The 17,150-nt window shown below is 45.1% G+C and carries 5 protein-coding genes, 9 tRNA genes and 6 rRNA genes; all 20 read left to right on the forward strand.

The window, feature by feature from the left end; genetic code table 11:
- Positions 1-25: 25 nt before the first annotated feature.
- Positions 26-1,027, forward strand: a complete 1,002-nt coding sequence (gene dusB, locus HHU08_RS00500) for a tRNA dihydrouridine synthase DusB (RefSeq protein ID WP_016204769.1) — start codon at positions 26-28, stop codon at positions 1,025-1,027.
- A 191-nt stretch (positions 1,028-1,218) separates the two neighbouring features.
- Entirely contained in the window at positions 1,219-2,709 is a 1,491-nt protein-coding gene (gene lysS, locus HHU08_RS00505; RefSeq protein WP_169187592.1) for a lysine--tRNA ligase, read from the forward strand.
- Between the two features lie 517 nt (positions 2,710-3,226).
- Positions 3,227-4,776, forward strand: a 16S ribosomal RNA gene (locus HHU08_RS00510).
- Positions 4,777-5,109: 333 nt separating this feature from the next.
- Positions 5,110-8,047 (forward strand): 23S ribosomal RNA (locus HHU08_RS00515).
- Positions 8,048-8,269: 222 nt separating this feature from the next.
- Positions 8,270-8,386, forward strand: a 5S ribosomal RNA gene (rrf, locus tag HHU08_RS00520).
- A 14-nt stretch (positions 8,387-8,400) separates the two neighbouring features.
- Positions 8,401-8,476: transfer RNA gene (locus tag HHU08_RS00525), tRNA-Val, on the forward strand.
- A gap of 24 nt (positions 8,477-8,500) precedes the next feature.
- A tRNA-Thr gene (locus HHU08_RS00530) sits at positions 8,501-8,576 on the forward strand.
- A gap of 5 nt (positions 8,577-8,581) precedes the next feature.
- A tRNA-Lys gene (locus tag HHU08_RS00535) sits at positions 8,582-8,654 on the forward strand.
- Between the two features lie 14 nt (positions 8,655-8,668).
- Positions 8,669-8,753 (forward strand) — tRNA-Leu (locus HHU08_RS00540).
- Between the two features lie 17 nt (positions 8,754-8,770).
- A tRNA-Gly gene (locus tag HHU08_RS00545) sits at positions 8,771-8,845 on the forward strand.
- A gap of 11 nt (positions 8,846-8,856) precedes the next feature.
- Positions 8,857-8,945, forward strand: a tRNA-Leu gene (locus HHU08_RS00550).
- 17 nt (positions 8,946-8,962) lie between these two features.
- Positions 8,963-9,039: transfer RNA gene (locus HHU08_RS00555), tRNA-Arg, on the forward strand.
- 8 nt (positions 9,040-9,047) lie between these two features.
- Positions 9,048-9,124 (forward strand) — tRNA-Pro (locus tag HHU08_RS00560).
- Between the two features lie 13 nt (positions 9,125-9,137).
- Positions 9,138-9,213 (forward strand) — tRNA-Ala (locus HHU08_RS00565).
- Positions 9,214-9,397: 184 nt separating this feature from the next.
- A 16S ribosomal RNA gene (locus HHU08_RS00570) occupies positions 9,398-10,947 on the forward strand.
- A gap of 333 nt (positions 10,948-11,280) precedes the next feature.
- Positions 11,281-14,218: ribosomal RNA gene (locus HHU08_RS00575) — 23S ribosomal RNA — on the forward strand.
- Positions 14,219-14,440: 222 nt separating this feature from the next.
- Positions 14,441-14,557 (forward strand): 5S ribosomal RNA (gene rrf, locus HHU08_RS00580).
- The 16S, 23S and 5S rRNA genes sit together here with 9 tRNA genes alongside, the layout of an rRNA operon.
- Positions 14,558-15,028: 471 nt before the next feature.
- Positions 15,029-15,490 (forward strand): CtsR family transcriptional regulator, encoded by a 462-nt coding sequence (locus HHU08_RS00585; protein WP_016204528.1) that lies wholly within the window; start codon positions 15,029-15,031, stop codon positions 15,488-15,490.
- 30 nt (positions 15,491-15,520) lie between these two features.
- Positions 15,521-16,069 (forward strand): UvrB/UvrC motif-containing protein, encoded by a 549-nt coding sequence (locus HHU08_RS00590; protein WP_040344102.1) that lies wholly within the window; start codon positions 15,521-15,523, stop codon positions 16,067-16,069.
- Between the two features lies 1 nt (position 16,070).
- On the forward strand, positions 16,071-17,129 hold the full coding sequence (locus tag HHU08_RS00595; RefSeq protein WP_169187593.1) for a protein arginine kinase: 1,059 nt from the start codon (positions 16,071-16,073) through the stop codon (positions 17,127-17,129).
- Positions 17,130-17,150: the final 21 nt, after the last annotated feature.

Raw genomic sequence — 17,150 nt, forward strand, 5'->3', positions numbered from 1 at the left:
GCGCGGTTCATCAGGGGGTAAAAGGTTGTTTAAAATAGGAAATGTTGAAATCAGTAACCGTGTTGTGCTTGCGCCAATGGCTGGTATTTCAAATTCTGCTTTTCGTCTAACGGTTAAGGAATTTGGAGCGGGTCTTGTTTGTGCGGAAATGATTAGTGATAAAGGCATTGTTTTAAAAAACAAGAAAACAATGAACATGCTTTATATAGATGAGCGCGAAAATCCAATGAGTTTACAGATTTTTGGCGGCGAAAAAGAAACATTAGTGGAAGCGGCGCAATTTGTTGATAAGAATACTAATGCAGATATTATTGATATTAACATGGGGTGTCCTGTGCCAAAGATTACAAAATGTGATGCAGGTGCTAAATGGTTGTTAGATCCAGATAAAATTTATGATATGGTTTCTGCTGTGGTTGAAAATGTTGATAAACCAGTAACGGTTAAAATGCGTATGGGATGGGATGAAGACCATATATATGCAGTAAGAAATGCACAAGCGGTTGAACGTGCAGGCGGAGCAGCGGTTGCATTACACGGCCGGACACGTGTGCAACTGTATGAAGGAAAAGCAAATTGGGATATTATCCGTGAAGTAAAACAATCGATCAATATTCCCTTAATGGGTAATGGAGATGTAAATACACCACAAGATGCAAAAAGAATGTTAGATGAAACTGGCTGTGATGGTGTAATGATTGGGAGAGCCGCTCTAGGTAATCCGTGGATGATTTATAGTACGGTTAAGTATTTAGAAACAGGAGAATTAGTAAGTGATCCGTCAATACGTGAAAAGATGGATGTATGTATTCTTCATCTAGATCGATTAATTAGCTTAAAAGGCGAGTATGTAGCAGTTAGAGAAATGCGAAAACATGCTGCTTGGTATTTGAAAGGCATTAAAGGGAATGCAAAAACAAGAAATGCAGTTAATGAATGTGAGACTAGAGAGCAGCTAGTGACACTCTTGAACGCTTTAGTCTTAGAGGTAGAGGAAAGAGAACGATTTGAAATGGAAGTAGGCTAATTTTGAACGTATCTGTTTAATTTTCCTGTAATATGTGTAAAAATAAAGCTGTTGGACAAAAAATCTGACAGTTTTTTTTCTTTTTTAGTGTCTGTAATCGTGACATTGTGTAGAATAATAAAGTATGTATAAAATTGAACGATTCCTTTTTTAGGTGATCATACATAAAAAGATGGTGGAGATGATTAAGCATGAGTCATGAAGAATTAAACTTAAATGACCAATTACTAGTTAGACGTAACAAAATGAATGAGTTACGTGAACAAGGAATAGATCCGTTTGGTAAACGTTTTGATAGAACTCATTTATCAGAAGCTCTAAAAAAACAATATGAATCTCTAGAGAAAGAAGAGCTAGAGGAAAAAAATATTGCTGTTACAATTGCTGGTAGAGTAATGACGAAAAGAGGGAAAGGGAAAGCTGGATTTGCTCATATCCAAGATCTTGAAGGACAGATCCAATTGTATGTTCGTAAAGATAATGTAGGGGAAGAGCAGTATGCTATTTTCAACTCTGTAGATTTAGGAGATATTGTCGGAGTTGAGGGTGTTTTATTTAAAACGAATGTAGGAGAACTTTCTGTTAAAGTAAAAGATTTTACTTTACTGACAAAAGCTCTTCGTCCATTACCGGATAAATTCCATGGTTTGAAAGATATTGAGCAACGTTATCGCCAACGTTACTTAGATTTAATTTCAAGTGAAGAAAGCAAGAACACTTTTATTCTTCGCAGTAAAATTATTCAATCTATGCGCCGTTATTTAGATAACCACGGCTATTTAGAAGTAGAAACACCGATGATGCACTCTATCGCAGGAGGAGCTTCGGCACGTCCATTTATTACACATCATAATGCATTAGATATGCCTTTATATATGCGTATTGCTATTGAGCTTCACTTAAAAAGATTGATTGTTGGTGGATTAGAGAAAGTATATGAAATCGGTCGTGTATTCCGTAATGAAGGCGTATCAACAAGACATAATCCAGAATTTACGATGATTGAGCTTTATGAGGCTTATGCGGATTACCGTGATATTATGAGCCTTACAGAAAATTTAGTTGCACATATTGCACAAGAAATTCACGGTTCCACTACTGTAACTTATGGAGACTACCAAGTTGATTTAAAACCAGAATGGACAAGACTTCATATGGTAGATGCTATTAAGCAATATACAGGAGTAGATTTCTGGCCAGAGATGAGCGTAGAAGAGGCAAGAAAATTAGCAAAAGAAAATAATATAGAAATTAATGATAATATGACATATGGTCATATAGTTAATGAGTTCTTTGAGCAAAGAGTTGAGGAAAAATTAATTCAGCCTACATTTATCTATGGTCACCCATTAGAAATTTCACCATTAGCAAAGAAAAATGAGGAGGATCCTCGTTTTACAGATCGATTTGAATTATTTATCGTAGGTAGAGAGCACGCGAATGCCTTTACTGAATTAAATGATCCAATTGATCAACGTGAAAGATTTGAAGCACAATTAAAAGAGCGTGAACAAGGAAATGATGAAGCGCACTTAATGGATGAAGATTTTGTAGAGGCGTTGGAATATGGAATGCCTCCAACAGGTGGATTAGGTATTGGTATTGATCGCCTAGTTATGCTGTTAACAAACTCTCCTTCTATTAGAGATGTATTATTATTCCCGTTGATGAGACATCGCTAAAAATAAGACAGGATACCTTTAAAAGTATCCTGTCTTATTTTATAAATATTGTATTGACTAGCTGTTGATTTTGAATAAGAGGTTTATAGCTGGATAATTATTTATATGCTATCTGATATCTTTAAAGAGAATAGTTACGAACTAATTAAATAGAAGCATTGGGGAAGTATATAATAAGATAAGAAAATTCAAGAATACTTAAATGGATCATAGGAAAAGAAGGATCGAATAATAAGAATATTTTTTCTTTTAAAAAGTAGTTGCACAGAGAATGAAACGGTGGTATATTAATATTCGTTGCTGAAACAAGCAATGATGAAACAAAAAAGAATTTTAAAAAAGTGTTGACTCGAACGATGACTTCTGGTAATATTAAAAAGTCGCCCGATGACGACACTGAAATTGCTCTTTGAAAACTGAACAAACAAACGTCAACAATAATCGTTTTATAACGAATGTTATAGAGTGAAAACAAGTAATACAAAAGCTAGAGTTTAGCAATGAGCTAATCAACTCTTTATTGGAGAGTTTGATCCTGGCTCAGGACGAACGCTGGCGGCGTGCCTAATACATGCAAGTCGAGCGGACTTTAAAAGCTTGCTTTTAAAGTTAGCGGCGGACGGGTGAGTAACACGTGGGCAACCTGCCTGTAAGACTGGGATAACTTCGGGAAACCGGAGCTAATACCGGATAATTCTTTCCACCACATGGTGGAAAGCTGAAAGACGGCATCTCGCTGTCACTTACAGATGGGCCCGCGGCGCATTAGCTAGTTGGTGAGGTAACGGCTCACCAAGGCAACGATGCGTAGCCGACCTGAGAGGGTGATCGGCCACACTGGGACTGAGACACGGCCCAGACTCCTACGGGAGGCAGCAGTAGGGAATCTTCCGCAATGGACGAAAGTCTGACGGAGCAACGCCGCGTGAGTGATGAAGGTTTTCGGATCGTAAAGCTCTGTTGTTAGGGAAGAACAAGTACAAGAGTAACTGCTTGTACCTTGACGGTACCTAACCAGAAAGCCACGGCTAACTACGTGCCAGCAGCCGCGGTAATACGTAGGTGGCAAGCGTTGTCCGGAATTATTGGGCGTAAAGCGCGCGCAGGCGGTCCTTTAAGTCTGATGTGAAAGCCCACGGCTCAACCGTGGAGGGTCATTGGAAACTGGGGGACTTGAGTGCAGAAGAGAAGAGTGGAATTCCACGTGTAGCGGTGAAATGCGTAGAGATGTGGAGGAACACCAGTGGCGAAGGCGACTCTTTGGTCTGTAACTGACGCTGAGGCGCGAAAGCGTGGGGAGCAAACAGGATTAGATACCCTGGTAGTCCACGCCGTAAACGATGAGTGCTAAGTGTTAGAGGGTTTCCGCCCTTTAGTGCTGCAGCAAACGCATTAAGCACTCCGCCTGGGGAGTACGGCCGCAAGGCTGAAACTCAAAGGAATTGACGGGGGCCCGCACAAGCGGTGGAGCATGTGGTTTAATTCGAAGCAACGCGAAGAACCTTACCAGGTCTTGACATCCTCTGACACTCCTAGAGATAGGACGTTCCCCTTCGGGGGACAGAGTGACAGGTGGTGCATGGTTGTCGTCAGCTCGTGTCGTGAGATGTTGGGTTAAGTCCCGCAACGAGCGCAACCCTTGATCTTAGTTGCCAGCATTAAGTTGGGCACTCTAAGGTGACTGCCGGTGACAAACCGGAGGAAGGTGGGGATGACGTCAAATCATCATGCCCCTTATGACCTGGGCTACACACGTGCTACAATGGATGGTACAAAGGGCAGCAAAACCGCGAGGTCGAGCAAATCCCATAAAACCATTCTCAGTTCGGATTGTAGGCTGCAACTCGCCTACATGAAGCTGGAATCGCTAGTAATCGCGGATCAGCATGCCGCGGTGAATACGTTCCCGGGCCTTGTACACACCGCCCGTCACACCACGAGAGTTTGTAACACCCGAAGTCGGTGGGGTAACCTTTTTGGAGCCAGCCGCCTAAGGTGGGATAGATGATTGGGGTGAAGTCGTAACAAGGTAGCCGTATCGGAAGGTGCGGCTGGATCACCTCCTTTCTAAGGAAAATGGAATTTACATTCCATCATAGATTGTTGACGATTTGTTGTTCAGTTTTGAGGGAGCAATTAATTCCTCAAAACAGTAAGAAGTTTGAGGGTAAAGAGAAACGAGTAGATCAAGGAAGCGCCTGAGTGAGCACCGGAGCGTACAACAGTACGTGAGGAGCAGAACGAAGAAGCTGACGAAGAGATGCGAAGTTTATCTTTAGCCGAAATTGTTCCTTGAAAACTAGATTATGAATAGTAAAAACAAGAAAGAAACCGAGTAATCGCCATCTTAGATTCTCTATGTAAATAGAAGAATTAAAAACTAAGGCTTTTAAGCCAATTAGTTAAGTTAGAAAGGGCGCACGGTGGATGCCTTGGCACTAGGAGCCGATGAAGGACGGGATTAACACCGATATGCTTTGGGGAGCTGTAAGTAAGCTTTGATCCAGAGATTTCCGAATGGGGGAACCCTCTATCCGTAATGGGATAGAATCTTTACCTGAATACATAGGGTACTGAAGGCAGACCCGGGGAACTGAAACATCTAAGTACCCGGAGGAAGAGAAAGCAAACGCGATTCCCTGAGTAGCGGCGAGCGAAACGGGATTAGCCCAAACCAAGAGGCTTGCCTCTTGGGGTTGTAGGACACTCTATATGGAGTTACAAAGGAACGGGGTAGACGAATCGATCTGGAAAGGTCAGTCGTAGAAGGTAAAAACCCTGTAGTCGAAACTTCGTTCCCTCTTGAGTGTATCCTGAGTACGGCGGGACACGAGAAATCCCGTCGGAAGCAGGGAGGACCATCTCCCAAGGCTAAATACTCCCTAGTGACCGATAGTGAACCAGTACCGTGAGGGAAAGGTGAAAAGCACCCCGGAAGGGGAGTGAAATAGATCCTGAAACCGTGTGCCTACAAGTAGTTAGAGCCCTTTTATGGGTGATAGCGTGCCTTTTGTAGAATGAACCGGCGAGTTACGATTACATGCGAGGTTAAGTTGAAGAGACGGAGCCGCAGCGAAAGCGAGTCTGAATAGGGCGAAATAGTATGTGGTTGTAGACCCGAAACCAGGTGATCTACCCATGTCCAGGGTGAAGTCCAGGTAACACTGGATGGAGGCCCGAACCCACGCACGTTGAAAAGTGCGGGGATGAGGTGTGGGTAGCGGAGAAATTCCAATCGAACTTGGAGATAGCTGGTTCTCTCCGAAATAGCTTTAGGGCTAGCCTCAAGATTGAGAGTATTGGAGGTAGAGCACTGTTTGGACTAGGGGCCCCCATCGGGTTACCGAATTCAGACAAACTCCGAATGCCAAATACTTATTCTTGGGAGTCAGACTACGAGTGATAAGATCCGTGGTCAAGAGGGAAACAGCCCAGACCACCAGCTAAGGTCCCAAAGTATACGTTAAGTGGAAAAGGATGTGGAGTTGCTTAGACAACCAGGATGTTGGCTTAGAAGCAGCCACCATTTAAAGAGTGCGTAATAGCTCACTGGTCGAGTGACTCTGCGCCGAAAATGTACCGGGGCTAAACGTATCACCGAAGCTGTGGATTGACATCTATGATGTCAGTGGTAGGAGAGCGTTCTAAGGGCGTTGAAGCTAGACCGTAAGGACTGGTGGAGCGCTTAGAAGTGAGAATGCCGGTATGAGTAGCGAAAGATGAGTGAGAATCTCATCCACCGAATGCCTAAGGTTTCCTGAGGAAGGCTCGTCCGCTCAGGGTTAGTCGGGACCTAAGCCGAGGCTGAAAAGCGTAGGCGATGGACAACAGGTTGATATTCCTGTACCACCTTTAAATCATTTGAGCAATGGGGGGACGCAGGAGGATAGGGTAAGCGTGCTGTTGGATTAGCACGTCCAAGCAGTTAGGCCGGTAATGAGGCAAATCCCATTACCATATGGCGGAGCTGTGACGGCGAGGGAAATATAGTACCGAAGTTCCTGATTCCACACTGCCAAGAAAAGCCTCTAGCGAGATTTATGGTGCCCGTACCGCAAACCGACACAGGTAGGCGAGGAGAGAATCCTAAGGTGAGCGAGAGAACTCTCGTTAAGGAACTCGGCAAAATGACCCCGTAACTTCGGGAGAAGGGGTGCTCTTTTGGGTGTTAAAGCCCGAGAGAGCCGCAGTGAATAGGCCCAGGCGACTGTTTAGCAAAAACACAGGTCTCTGCGAAGCCGCAAGGCGAAGTATAGGGGCTGACACCTGCCCGGTGCTGGAAGGTTAAGAGGAGGGGTTAGCACGTGTAGTGCGAAGCTCTGAATTGAAGCCCCAGTAAACGGCGGCCGTAACTATAACGGTCCTAAGGTAGCGAAATTCCTTGTCGGGTAAGTTCCGACCCGCACGAAAGGTGTAACGATCTGGGCACTGTCTCAACGAGAGACTCGGTGAAATTATAGTACCTGTGAAGATGCAGGTTACCCGCGACAGGACGGAAAGACCCCGTGGAGCTTTACTGCAGCCTGATATTGAATTTTGGTACAGCTTGTACAGGATAGGTAGGAGCCTTGGAAGCCGGAGCGCCAGCTTCGGTGGAGGCATTGGTGGGATACTACCCTGGCTGTATTGACATTCTAACCCGCACCCCTGATCGGGGTGGGAGACAGTGTCAGGTGGGCAGTTTGACTGGGGCGGTCGCCTCCTAAAAAGTAACGGAGGCGCCCAAAGGTTCCCTCAGAATGGTTGGAAATCATTCGTAGAGTGTAAAGGCACAAGGGAGCTTGACTGCGAGACCTACAAGTCGAGCAGGGACGAAAGTCGGGCTTAGTGATCCGGTGGTTCCGCATGGAAGGGCCATCGCTCAACGGATAAAAGCTACCCCGGGGATAACAGGCTTATCTCCCCCAAGAGTCCACATCGACGGGGAGGTTTGGCACCTCGATGTCGGCTCATCGCATCCTGGGGCTGTAGTCGGTCCCAAGGGTTGGGCTGTTCGCCCATTAAAGCGGTACGCGAGCTGGGTTCAGAACGTCGTGAGACAGTTCGGTCCCTATCCGTCGTGGGCGTAGGAAATTTGAGAGGAGCTGTCCTTAGTACGAGAGGACCGGGATGGACGCACCGCTGGTGTACCAGTTGTCTTGCCAAAGGCATCGCTGGGTAGCTATGTGCGGAAGGGATAAGTGCTGAAAGCATCTAAGCATGAAGCCCCCCTCAAGATGAGATTTCCCATAGCGTAAGCTAGTAAGATCCCTGAAAGATGATCAGGTTGATAGGTCAGAGATGGAAGCGTGGCGACATGTGGAGTTGACTGATACTAATAGATCGAGGACTTAACTAAAATGAAAAGCGGAAACGCCTGTTTATCGACGTAGAAACTAGAGGAGCATCGACTGAGATAAAGGAAACACGATGAACGTAAGTGAATCGATGTTGACTTATCGTAGGGAGATGATCGGAAGTTTGATAGGCGATAGGCGTTGGAGCTGGACAAAATGATTACTCATTTCTTTCTTTTTACTTCATAATCTAGTTTTGAGGGAATAACCTCAAAATAAAATAGTCTGGTGGCGATAGCGAGAAGGTCACACCCGTTCCCATACCGAACACGGAAGTTAAGCTTCTCAGCGCCGATGGTAGTTGGGGGTTCTCCCCCTGTGAGAGTAGGACGTCGCCAGGCGATTATATTATAATGGAGGATTAGCTCAGCTGGGAGAGCATCTGCCTTACAAGCAGAGGGTCGGCGGTTCGATCCCGTCATCCTCCACCATTTTTATTGGACAAACTTTTATATGCCGGTTTAGCTCAATTGGTAGAGCAACTGACTTGTAATCAGTAGGTTGGGGGTTCAAGTCCTCTAGCCGGCACCATTTGTGAGCCATTAGCTCAGTCGGTAGAGCATCTGACTTTTAATCAGAGGGTCGGAGGTTCGAATCCTCCATGGCTCATCTTATTTTTGTCTGCGGGTGTGGCGGAATTGGCAGACGCACTAGACTTAGGATCTAGCGCCGCAAGGCGTGGGGGTTCGACTCCCTTCACCCGCACCAATTATAATTAAATATATGCGGAAGTAGTTCAGTGGTAGAACACCACCTTGCCAAGGTGGGGGTCGCGGGTTCGAATCCCGTCTTCCGCTCCATGAAAAACAATGCCGGGGTGGCGGAACTGGCAGACGCACAGGACTTAAAATCCTGCGGTAGGTGACTACCGTACCGGTTCGATTCCGGTCCTCGGCACCATTGTTTTTAAATATAAAGCGCCCGTAGCTCAATTGGATAGAGCGTCTGACTACGGATCAGAAGGTTATGGGTTCGACTCCTTTCGGGCGCGCCATTATATTTCGGGAAGTAGCTCAGCTTGGTAGAGCACTTGGTTTGGGACCAAGGGGTCGCAGGTTCGAATCCTGTCTTCCCGACCATTATCAATTATACGGGGCCTTAGCTCAGCTGGGAGAGCGCCTGCCTTGCACGCAGGAGGTCAGCGGTTCGATCCCGCTAGGCTCCACCAAAAAATATATTGACAGTATGTTTAATAACTGTTATTATATAAAGGTTGCTTCTAATAGCAACAAACAAATTGCTCTTTGAAAACTGAACAAACAAACGTCAACAATAATCGTTTTATAACGAATGTTATAGAGTGAAAACAAGTAATACAAAAGCTAGAGTTTAGCAATGAGCTAATCAACTCTTTATTGGAGAGTTTGATCCTGGCTCAGGACGAACGCTGGCGGCGTGCCTAATACATGCAAGTCGAGCGGACTTTAAAAGCTTGCTTTTAAAGTTAGCGGCGGACGGGTGAGTAACACGTGGGCAACCTGCCTGTAAGACTGGGATAACTTCGGGAAACCGGAGCTAATACCGGATAATCCTTTTCCTCTCATGAGGAAAAGCTGAAAGACGGCATCTCGCTGTCACTTACAGATGGGCCCGCGGCGCATTAGCTAGTTGGTGAGGTAACGGCTCACCAAGGCAACGATGCGTAGCCGACCTGAGAGGGTGATCGGCCACACTGGGACTGAGACACGGCCCAGACTCCTACGGGAGGCAGCAGTAGGGAATCTTCCGCAATGGACGAAAGTCTGACGGAGCAACGCCGCGTGAGTGATGAAGGTTTTCGGATCGTAAAGCTCTGTTGTTAGGGAAGAACAAGTACAAGAGTAACTGCTTGTACCTTGACGGTACCTAACCAGAAAGCCACGGCTAACTACGTGCCAGCAGCCGCGGTAATACGTAGGTGGCAAGCGTTGTCCGGAATTATTGGGCGTAAAGCGCGCGCAGGCGGTCCTTTAAGTCTGATGTGAAAGCCCACGGCTCAACCGTGGAGGGTCATTGGAAACTGGGGGACTTGAGTGCAGAAGAGAAGAGTGGAATTCCACGTGTAGCGGTGAAATGCGTAGAGATGTGGAGGAACACCAGTGGCGAAGGCGACTCTTTGGTCTGTAACTGACGCTGAGGCGCGAAAGCGTGGGGAGCAAACAGGATTAGATACCCTGGTAGTCCACGCCGTAAACGATGAGTGCTAAGTGTTAGAGGGTTTCCGCCCTTTAGTGCTGCAGCAAACGCATTAAGCACTCCGCCTGGGGAGTACGGCCGCAAGGCTGAAACTCAAAGGAATTGACGGGGGCCCGCACAAGCGGTGGAGCATGTGGTTTAATTCGAAGCAACGCGAAGAACCTTACCAGGTCTTGACATCCTCTGACACTCCTAGAGATAGGACGTTCCCCTTCGGGGGACAGAGTGACAGGTGGTGCATGGTTGTCGTCAGCTCGTGTCGTGAGATGTTGGGTTAAGTCCCGCAACGAGCGCAACCCTTGATCTTAGTTGCCAGCATTAAGTTGGGCACTCTAAGGTGACTGCCGGTGACAAACCGGAGGAAGGTGGGGATGACGTCAAATCATCATGCCCCTTATGACCTGGGCTACACACGTGCTACAATGGATGGTACAAAGGGCAGCAAAACCGCGAGGTCGAGCAAATCCCATAAAACCATTCTCAGTTCGGATTGTAGGCTGCAACTCGCCTACATGAAGCTGGAATCGCTAGTAATCGCGGATCAGCATGCCGCGGTGAATACGTTCCCGGGCCTTGTACACACCGCCCGTCACACCACGAGAGTTTGTAACACCCGAAGTCGGTGGGGTAACCTTTTTGGAGCCAGCCGCCTAAGGTGGGATAGATGATTGGGGTGAAGTCGTAACAAGGTAGCCGTATCGGAAGGTGCGGCTGGATCACCTCCTTTCTAAGGAAAATGGAATTTACATTCCATCATAGATTGTTGACGATTTGTTGTTCAGTTTTGAGGGAGCAATTAATTCCTCAAAACAGTAAGAAGTTTGAGGGTAAAGAGAAACGAGTAGATCAAGGAAGCGCCTGAGTGAGCACCGGAGCGTACAACAGTACGTGAGGAGCAGAACGAAGAAGCTGACGAAGAGATGCGAAGTTTATCTTTAGCCGAAATTGTTCCTTGAAAACTAGATTATGAATAGTAAAAACAAGAAAGAAACCGAGTAATCGCCATCTTAGATTCTCTATGTAAATAGAAGAATTAAAAACTAAGGCTTTTAAGCCAATTAGTTAAGTTAGAAAGGGCGCACGGTGGATGCCTTGGCACTAGGAGCCGATGAAGGACGGGATTAACACCGATATGCTTTGGGGAGCTGTAAGTAAGCTTTGATCCAGAGATTTCCGAATGGGGGAACCCTCTATCCGTAATGGGATAGAATCTTTACCTGAATACATAGGGTACTGAAGGCAGACCCGGGGAACTGAAACATCTAAGTACCCGGAGGAAGAGAAAGCAAACGCGATTCCCTGAGTAGCGGCGAGCGAAACGGGATTAGCCCAAACCAAGAGGCTTGCCTCTTGGGGTTGTAGGACACTCTATATGGAGTTACAAAGGAACGGGGTAGACGAATCGATCTGGAAAGGTCAGTCGTAGAAGGTAAAAACCCTGTAGTCGAAACTTCGTTCCCTCTTGAGTGTATCCTGAGTACGGCGGGACACGAGAAATCCCGTCGGAAGCAGGGAGGACCATCTCCCAAGGCTAAATACTCCCTAGTGACCGATAGTGAACCAGTACCGTGAGGGAAAGGTGAAAAGCACCCCGGAAGGGGAGTGAAATAGATCCTGAAACCGTGTGCCTACAAGTAGTTAGAGCCCTTTTATGGGTGATAGCGTGCCTTTTGTAGAATGAACCGGCGAGTTACGATTACATGCGAGGTTAAGTTGAAGAGACGGAGCCGCAGCGAAAGCGAGTCTGAATAGGGCGAAATAGTATGTGGTTGTAGACCCGAAACCAGGTGATCTACCCATGTCCAGGGTGAAGTCCAGGTAACACTGGATGGAGGCCCGAACCCACGCACGTTGAAAAGTGCGGGGATGAGGTGTGGGTAGCGGAGAAATTCCAATCGAACTTGGAGATAGCTGGTTCTCTCCGAAATAGCTTTAGGGCTAGCCTCAAGATTGAGAGTATTGGAGGTAGAGCACTGTTTGGACTAGGGGCCCCCATCGGGTTACCGAATTCAGACAAACTCCGAATGCCAAATACTTATTCTTGGGAGTCAGACTACGAGTGATAAGATCCGTGGTCAAGAGGGAAACAGCCCAGACCACCAGCTAAGGTCCCAAAGTATACGTTAAGTGGAAAAGGATGTGGAGTTGCTTAGACAACCAGGATGTTGGCTTAGAAGCAGCCACCATTTAAAGAGTGCGTAATAGCTCACTGGTCGAGTGACTCTGCGCCGAAAATGTACCGGGGCTAAACGTATCACCGAAGCTGTGGATTGACATCTATGATGTCAGTGGTAGGAGAGCGTTCTAAGGGCGTTGAAGCTAGACCGTAAGGACTGGTGGAGCGCTTAGAAGTGAGAATGCCGGTATGAGTAGCGAAAGATGAGTGAGAATCTCATCCACCGAATGCCTAAGGTTTCCTGAGGAAGGCTCGTCCGCTCAGGGTTAGTCGGGACCTAAGCCGAGGCTGAAAAGCGTAGGCGATGGACAACAGGTTGATATTCCTGTACCACCTTTAAATCATTTGAGCAATGGGGGGACGCAGGAGGATAGGGTAAGCGTGCTGTTGGATTAGCACGTCCAAGCAGTTAGGCCGGTAATGAGGCAAATCCCATTACCATATGGCGGAGCTGTGACGGCGAGGGAAATATAGTACCGAAGTTCCTGATTCCACACTGCCAAGAAAAGCCTCTAGCGAGATTTATGGTGCCCGTACCGCAAACCGACACAGGTAGGCGAGGAGAGAATCCTAAGGTGAGCGAGAGAACTCTCGTTAAGGAACTCGGCAAAATGACCCCGTAACTTCGGGAGAAGGGGTGCTCTTTTGGGTGTTAAAGCCCGAGAGAGCCGCAGTGAATAGGCCCAGGCGACTGTTTAGCAAAAACACAGGTCTCTGCGAAGCCGCAAGGCGAAGTATAGGGGCTGACACCTGCCCGGTGCTGGAAGGTTAAGAGGAGGGGTTAGCACGTGTAGTGCGAAGCTCTGAATTGAAGCCCCAGTAAACGGCGGCCGTAACTATAACGGTCCTAAGGTAGCGAAATTCCTTGTCGGGTAAGTTCCGACCCGCACGAAAGGTGTAACGATCTGGGCACTGTCTCAACGAGAGACTCGGTGAAATTATAGTACCTGTGAAGATGCAGGTTACCCGCGACAGGACGGAAAGACCCCGTGGAGCTTTACTGCAGCCTGATATTGAATTTTGGTACAGCTTGTACAGGATAGGTAGGAGCCTTGGAAGCCGGAGCGCCAGCTTCGGTGGAGGCATTGGTGGGATACTACCCTGGCTGTATTGACATTCTAACCCGCACCCCTGATCGGGGTGGGAGACAGTGTCAGGTGGGCAGTTTGACTGGGGCGGTCGCCTCCTAAAAAGTAACGGAGGCGCCCAAAGGTTCCCTCAGAATGGTTGGAAATCATTCGTAGAGTGTAAAGGCACAAGGGAGCTTGACTGCGAGACCTACAAGTCGAGCAGGGACGAAAGTCGGGCTTAGTGATCCGGTGGTTCCGCATGGAAGGGCCATCGCTCAACGGATAAAAGCTACCCCGGGGATAACAGGCTTATCTCCCCCAAGAGTCCACATCGACGGGGAGGTTTGGCACCTCGATGTCGGCTCATCGCATCCTGGGGCTGTAGTCGGTCCCAAGGGTTGGGCTGTTCGCCCATTAAAGCGGTACGCGAGCTGGGTTCAGAACGTCGTGAGACAGTTCGGTCCCTATCCGTCGTGGGCGTAGGAAATTTGAGAGGAGCTGTCCTTAGTACGAGAGGACCGGGATGGACGCACCGCTGGTGTACCAGTTGTCTTGCCAAAGGCATCGCTGGGTAGCTATGTGCGGAAGGGATAAGTGCTGAAAGCATCTAAGCATGAAGCCCCCCTCAAGATGAGATTTCCCATAGCGTAAGCTAGTAAGATCCCTGAAAGATGATCAGGTTGATAGGTCAGAGATGGAAGCGTGGCGACATGTGGAGTTGACTGATACTAATAGATCGAGGACTTAACTAAAATGAAAAGCGGAAACGCCTGTTTATCGACGTAGAAACTAGAGGAGCATCGACTGAGATAAAGGAAACACGATGAACGTAAGTGAATCGATGTTGACTTATCGTAGGGAGATGATCGGAAGTTTGATAGGCGATAGGCGTTGGAGCTGGACAAAATGATTACTCATTTCTTTCTTTTTACTTCATAATCTAGTTTTGAGGGAATAACCTCAAAATAAAATAGTCTGGTGGCGATAGCGAGAAGGTCACACCCGTTCCCATACCGAACACGGAAGTTAAGCTTCTCAGCGCCGATGGTAGTTGGGGGTTCTCCCCCTGTGAGAGTAGGACGTCGCCAGGCTGCCAAAAGGTTCTAAAGGCTTATTGCTTTTAGGGCTTTTTTTTATGTTTTTTTACTGTTATTTTTTCTCCATGGATAATAACTTCATTCAATACTTCCCCATCTGATATAAGCCGGCGTTTTTTAATTGGCTGTTTTCTAAAAGATTGTTGTTTTTTCAATCAGAGAAAAAAATTAGTTGGAAATGTTCCGGCTGTGGGTAATAGCAACAAACTTTACGAAAACAGCTTTTTAATTAAACTATACCTAAATGCAGAATTGCTAAACAATCAAACTTGAAAATTGTGATAAATCAGACTATAGTTAATATAATCTTTATACAACCACCTCTTCTTTCATGAAAGAATGACTATAACAGGTTTGGAATAGCTAAAAAATGGGAAAATTAATAAAACGTCTTCCTTGCTAAATATTATTTTTATCGTGTATAATTATAGTCAAATATAGTCAAAGTCAGAAGGGGGAGGCTTGGTGAGAAATATTTCGGATATAATTGAGAATTACTTAAAAGAAGTATTAGAAATGAGCGAAAAATCATTAGTGGAAATCAAGCGAAGTGAAATCGCCGATAAATTCGAATGTGTACCATCACAAATTAACTATGTAATAAATACCCGTTTTACTATAGAAAAAGGGTATGTAGTCGAAAGTAAACGTGGTGGTGGCGGTTTTATTCGAATTATGAAAGTTCAAACGTATGATCATGCCCATTTAATTGACCAATTACTATCCCTTATTCAAAGTCGGATACCTCAAAATAGTGCAGAAAATTTAATTCTTCGATTAGTAGAAGAAGATGTTATTAATAAGAGAGAAGCAAAAATTATGTTAAGTGTAATCGATCGCTCTGTATTATATTTAGAATTACCATATAGAGATGAATTAAGAGCAAGATTATTAAAGGCGATGTTAACGTCATTAAAATATAAATAATATCCCTTTGATTAAATTGAGGTGAGAACTATGATGTGTACGGAATGTAATCAAAGACCAGCTACTTTACATTTTTCAAAAAATATTAATGGGAAAGTAACAGAGTTTCATCTCTGTGAGCATTGTGCAAAGGAAAATGGCGATATATTTATGATTAATGGTTCATCTGGTTTGTCTTTGAATAATTTATTAGCTGGGTTATTAAATATAGAGCCAAGTTTTCAACACATCACAGAAGATACTTATAAGAGACAAAAACCTTTACAGTGTAAAGATTGTCAAATGACATTTTCTCAATTCAGGAAAATAGGTAAATTAGGATGTCCTCATTGTTACGATACATTTAAGGAACAACTGTTACCGTTTATTAAACGACTCCACGGGGGGAATATTGAACACAAAGGAAAAATCCCGGAGCGCATTGGTGGTCATTTTCTTATCAAAAAGGAAATTGAGCAGTTGCGATTGGAGTTGAAGGAACTAATTAATAACGAAGAATTTGAAAAAGCAGCAGTCATTCGAGATGAAATAAAAAGTAAAGAAAAACAGTTAACTTCTTTTATCGAGGGAGGGGAGTAACGTGTCTTTAGAAAAATTTATAAGTAAAGCACGAACTTCATGGATGTGTTCTGATGGACCAGACTCTGAAATCGTTCTTACCTCTCGAATTCGATTAGCAAGGAATATACAGGATGTGAAATTTCCTCTTTTATTTTCGAAAGAAGAAGCTGAGAATGTGATCCAGCAAGTAGAACATGCAATAGTTAAGGAATCAAATGATCAGATGGAACTGCTTGAAATGAGTGACTTAAATGAATTGGAAAAAAGAGTTCTTGTAGAGAAACATCTAATCAGTCCTCAACTTGCTGAACAATCTCCTTATGGAGCAGCAATATTATCAGAAGATGAAGAAGTAAGCATCATGGTTAATGAAGAGGACCATATTCGCATTCAATGTATCAAGCCTGGTCTTCAAATAGTAGAGGCCTTTAAAGAGGCTAATAGGATTGATGATTTATTAGAAAAAAAGATTAATTATGCTTACCATGTAGAAACGGGATATTTGACAAGTTGTCCGACTAATATCGGAACAGGTCTTAGAGCTTCTGTTATGATGCATTTACCAGGAATGGTATTAACGCAACAGATGAATCGGATTATCCCAGCTATTCAACAGCTTGGCTTAGTAGTTAGAGGCATTTATGGGGAAGGTAGCGAGGCTCTCGGAAATATTTTTCAGATTTCTAACCAAATAACTTTGGGTAGATCCGAAAAAGACATAATTGAGGAATTAAAAAGTGTTGTTACTCAATTAATTGATCAAGAAAAAGAATCGAGAAATGCATTAGCCAAAACCTCTAACATACAATTAGAAGATAGAGTCTTCCGTTCCTACGGAATATTAAGTAATAGTCGTATTATGGAAACAAAGGAAGCGGCAAAATGTCTGTCTGATGTTCGATTAGGTATTGATATGGGATATATAAAAAATATATCCAAAAGTATCCTTAATGAATTAATGATTCTTACTCAGCCAGGGTTTTTACAACTATATGCTGGGGAACAAATGAATCCCAATGATCGCGATATACGTCGTGCATCCTTAATAAGAGAAAGATTAAAATTGGAAACAGAATAGAGATTCTAAGGAGGATGAAAG

The organism is Niallia alba (genome assembly GCF_012933555.1).
Lineage (GTDB): Bacteria > Bacillota > Bacilli > Bacillales > Cytobacillaceae > Niallia > Niallia alba.

Coding starts and splice junctions, on each gene's coding strand:
- lysS (WP_169187592.1), top strand. CDS start 1,219: ATGAGTCATGAAGAATTAAACTTAAATGACCAATTACTAGTTAGACGT.
- HHU08_RS00590 (WP_040344102.1), top strand. CDS start 15,521: ATGATGTGTACGGAATGTAATCAAAGACCAGCTACTTTACATTTTTCA.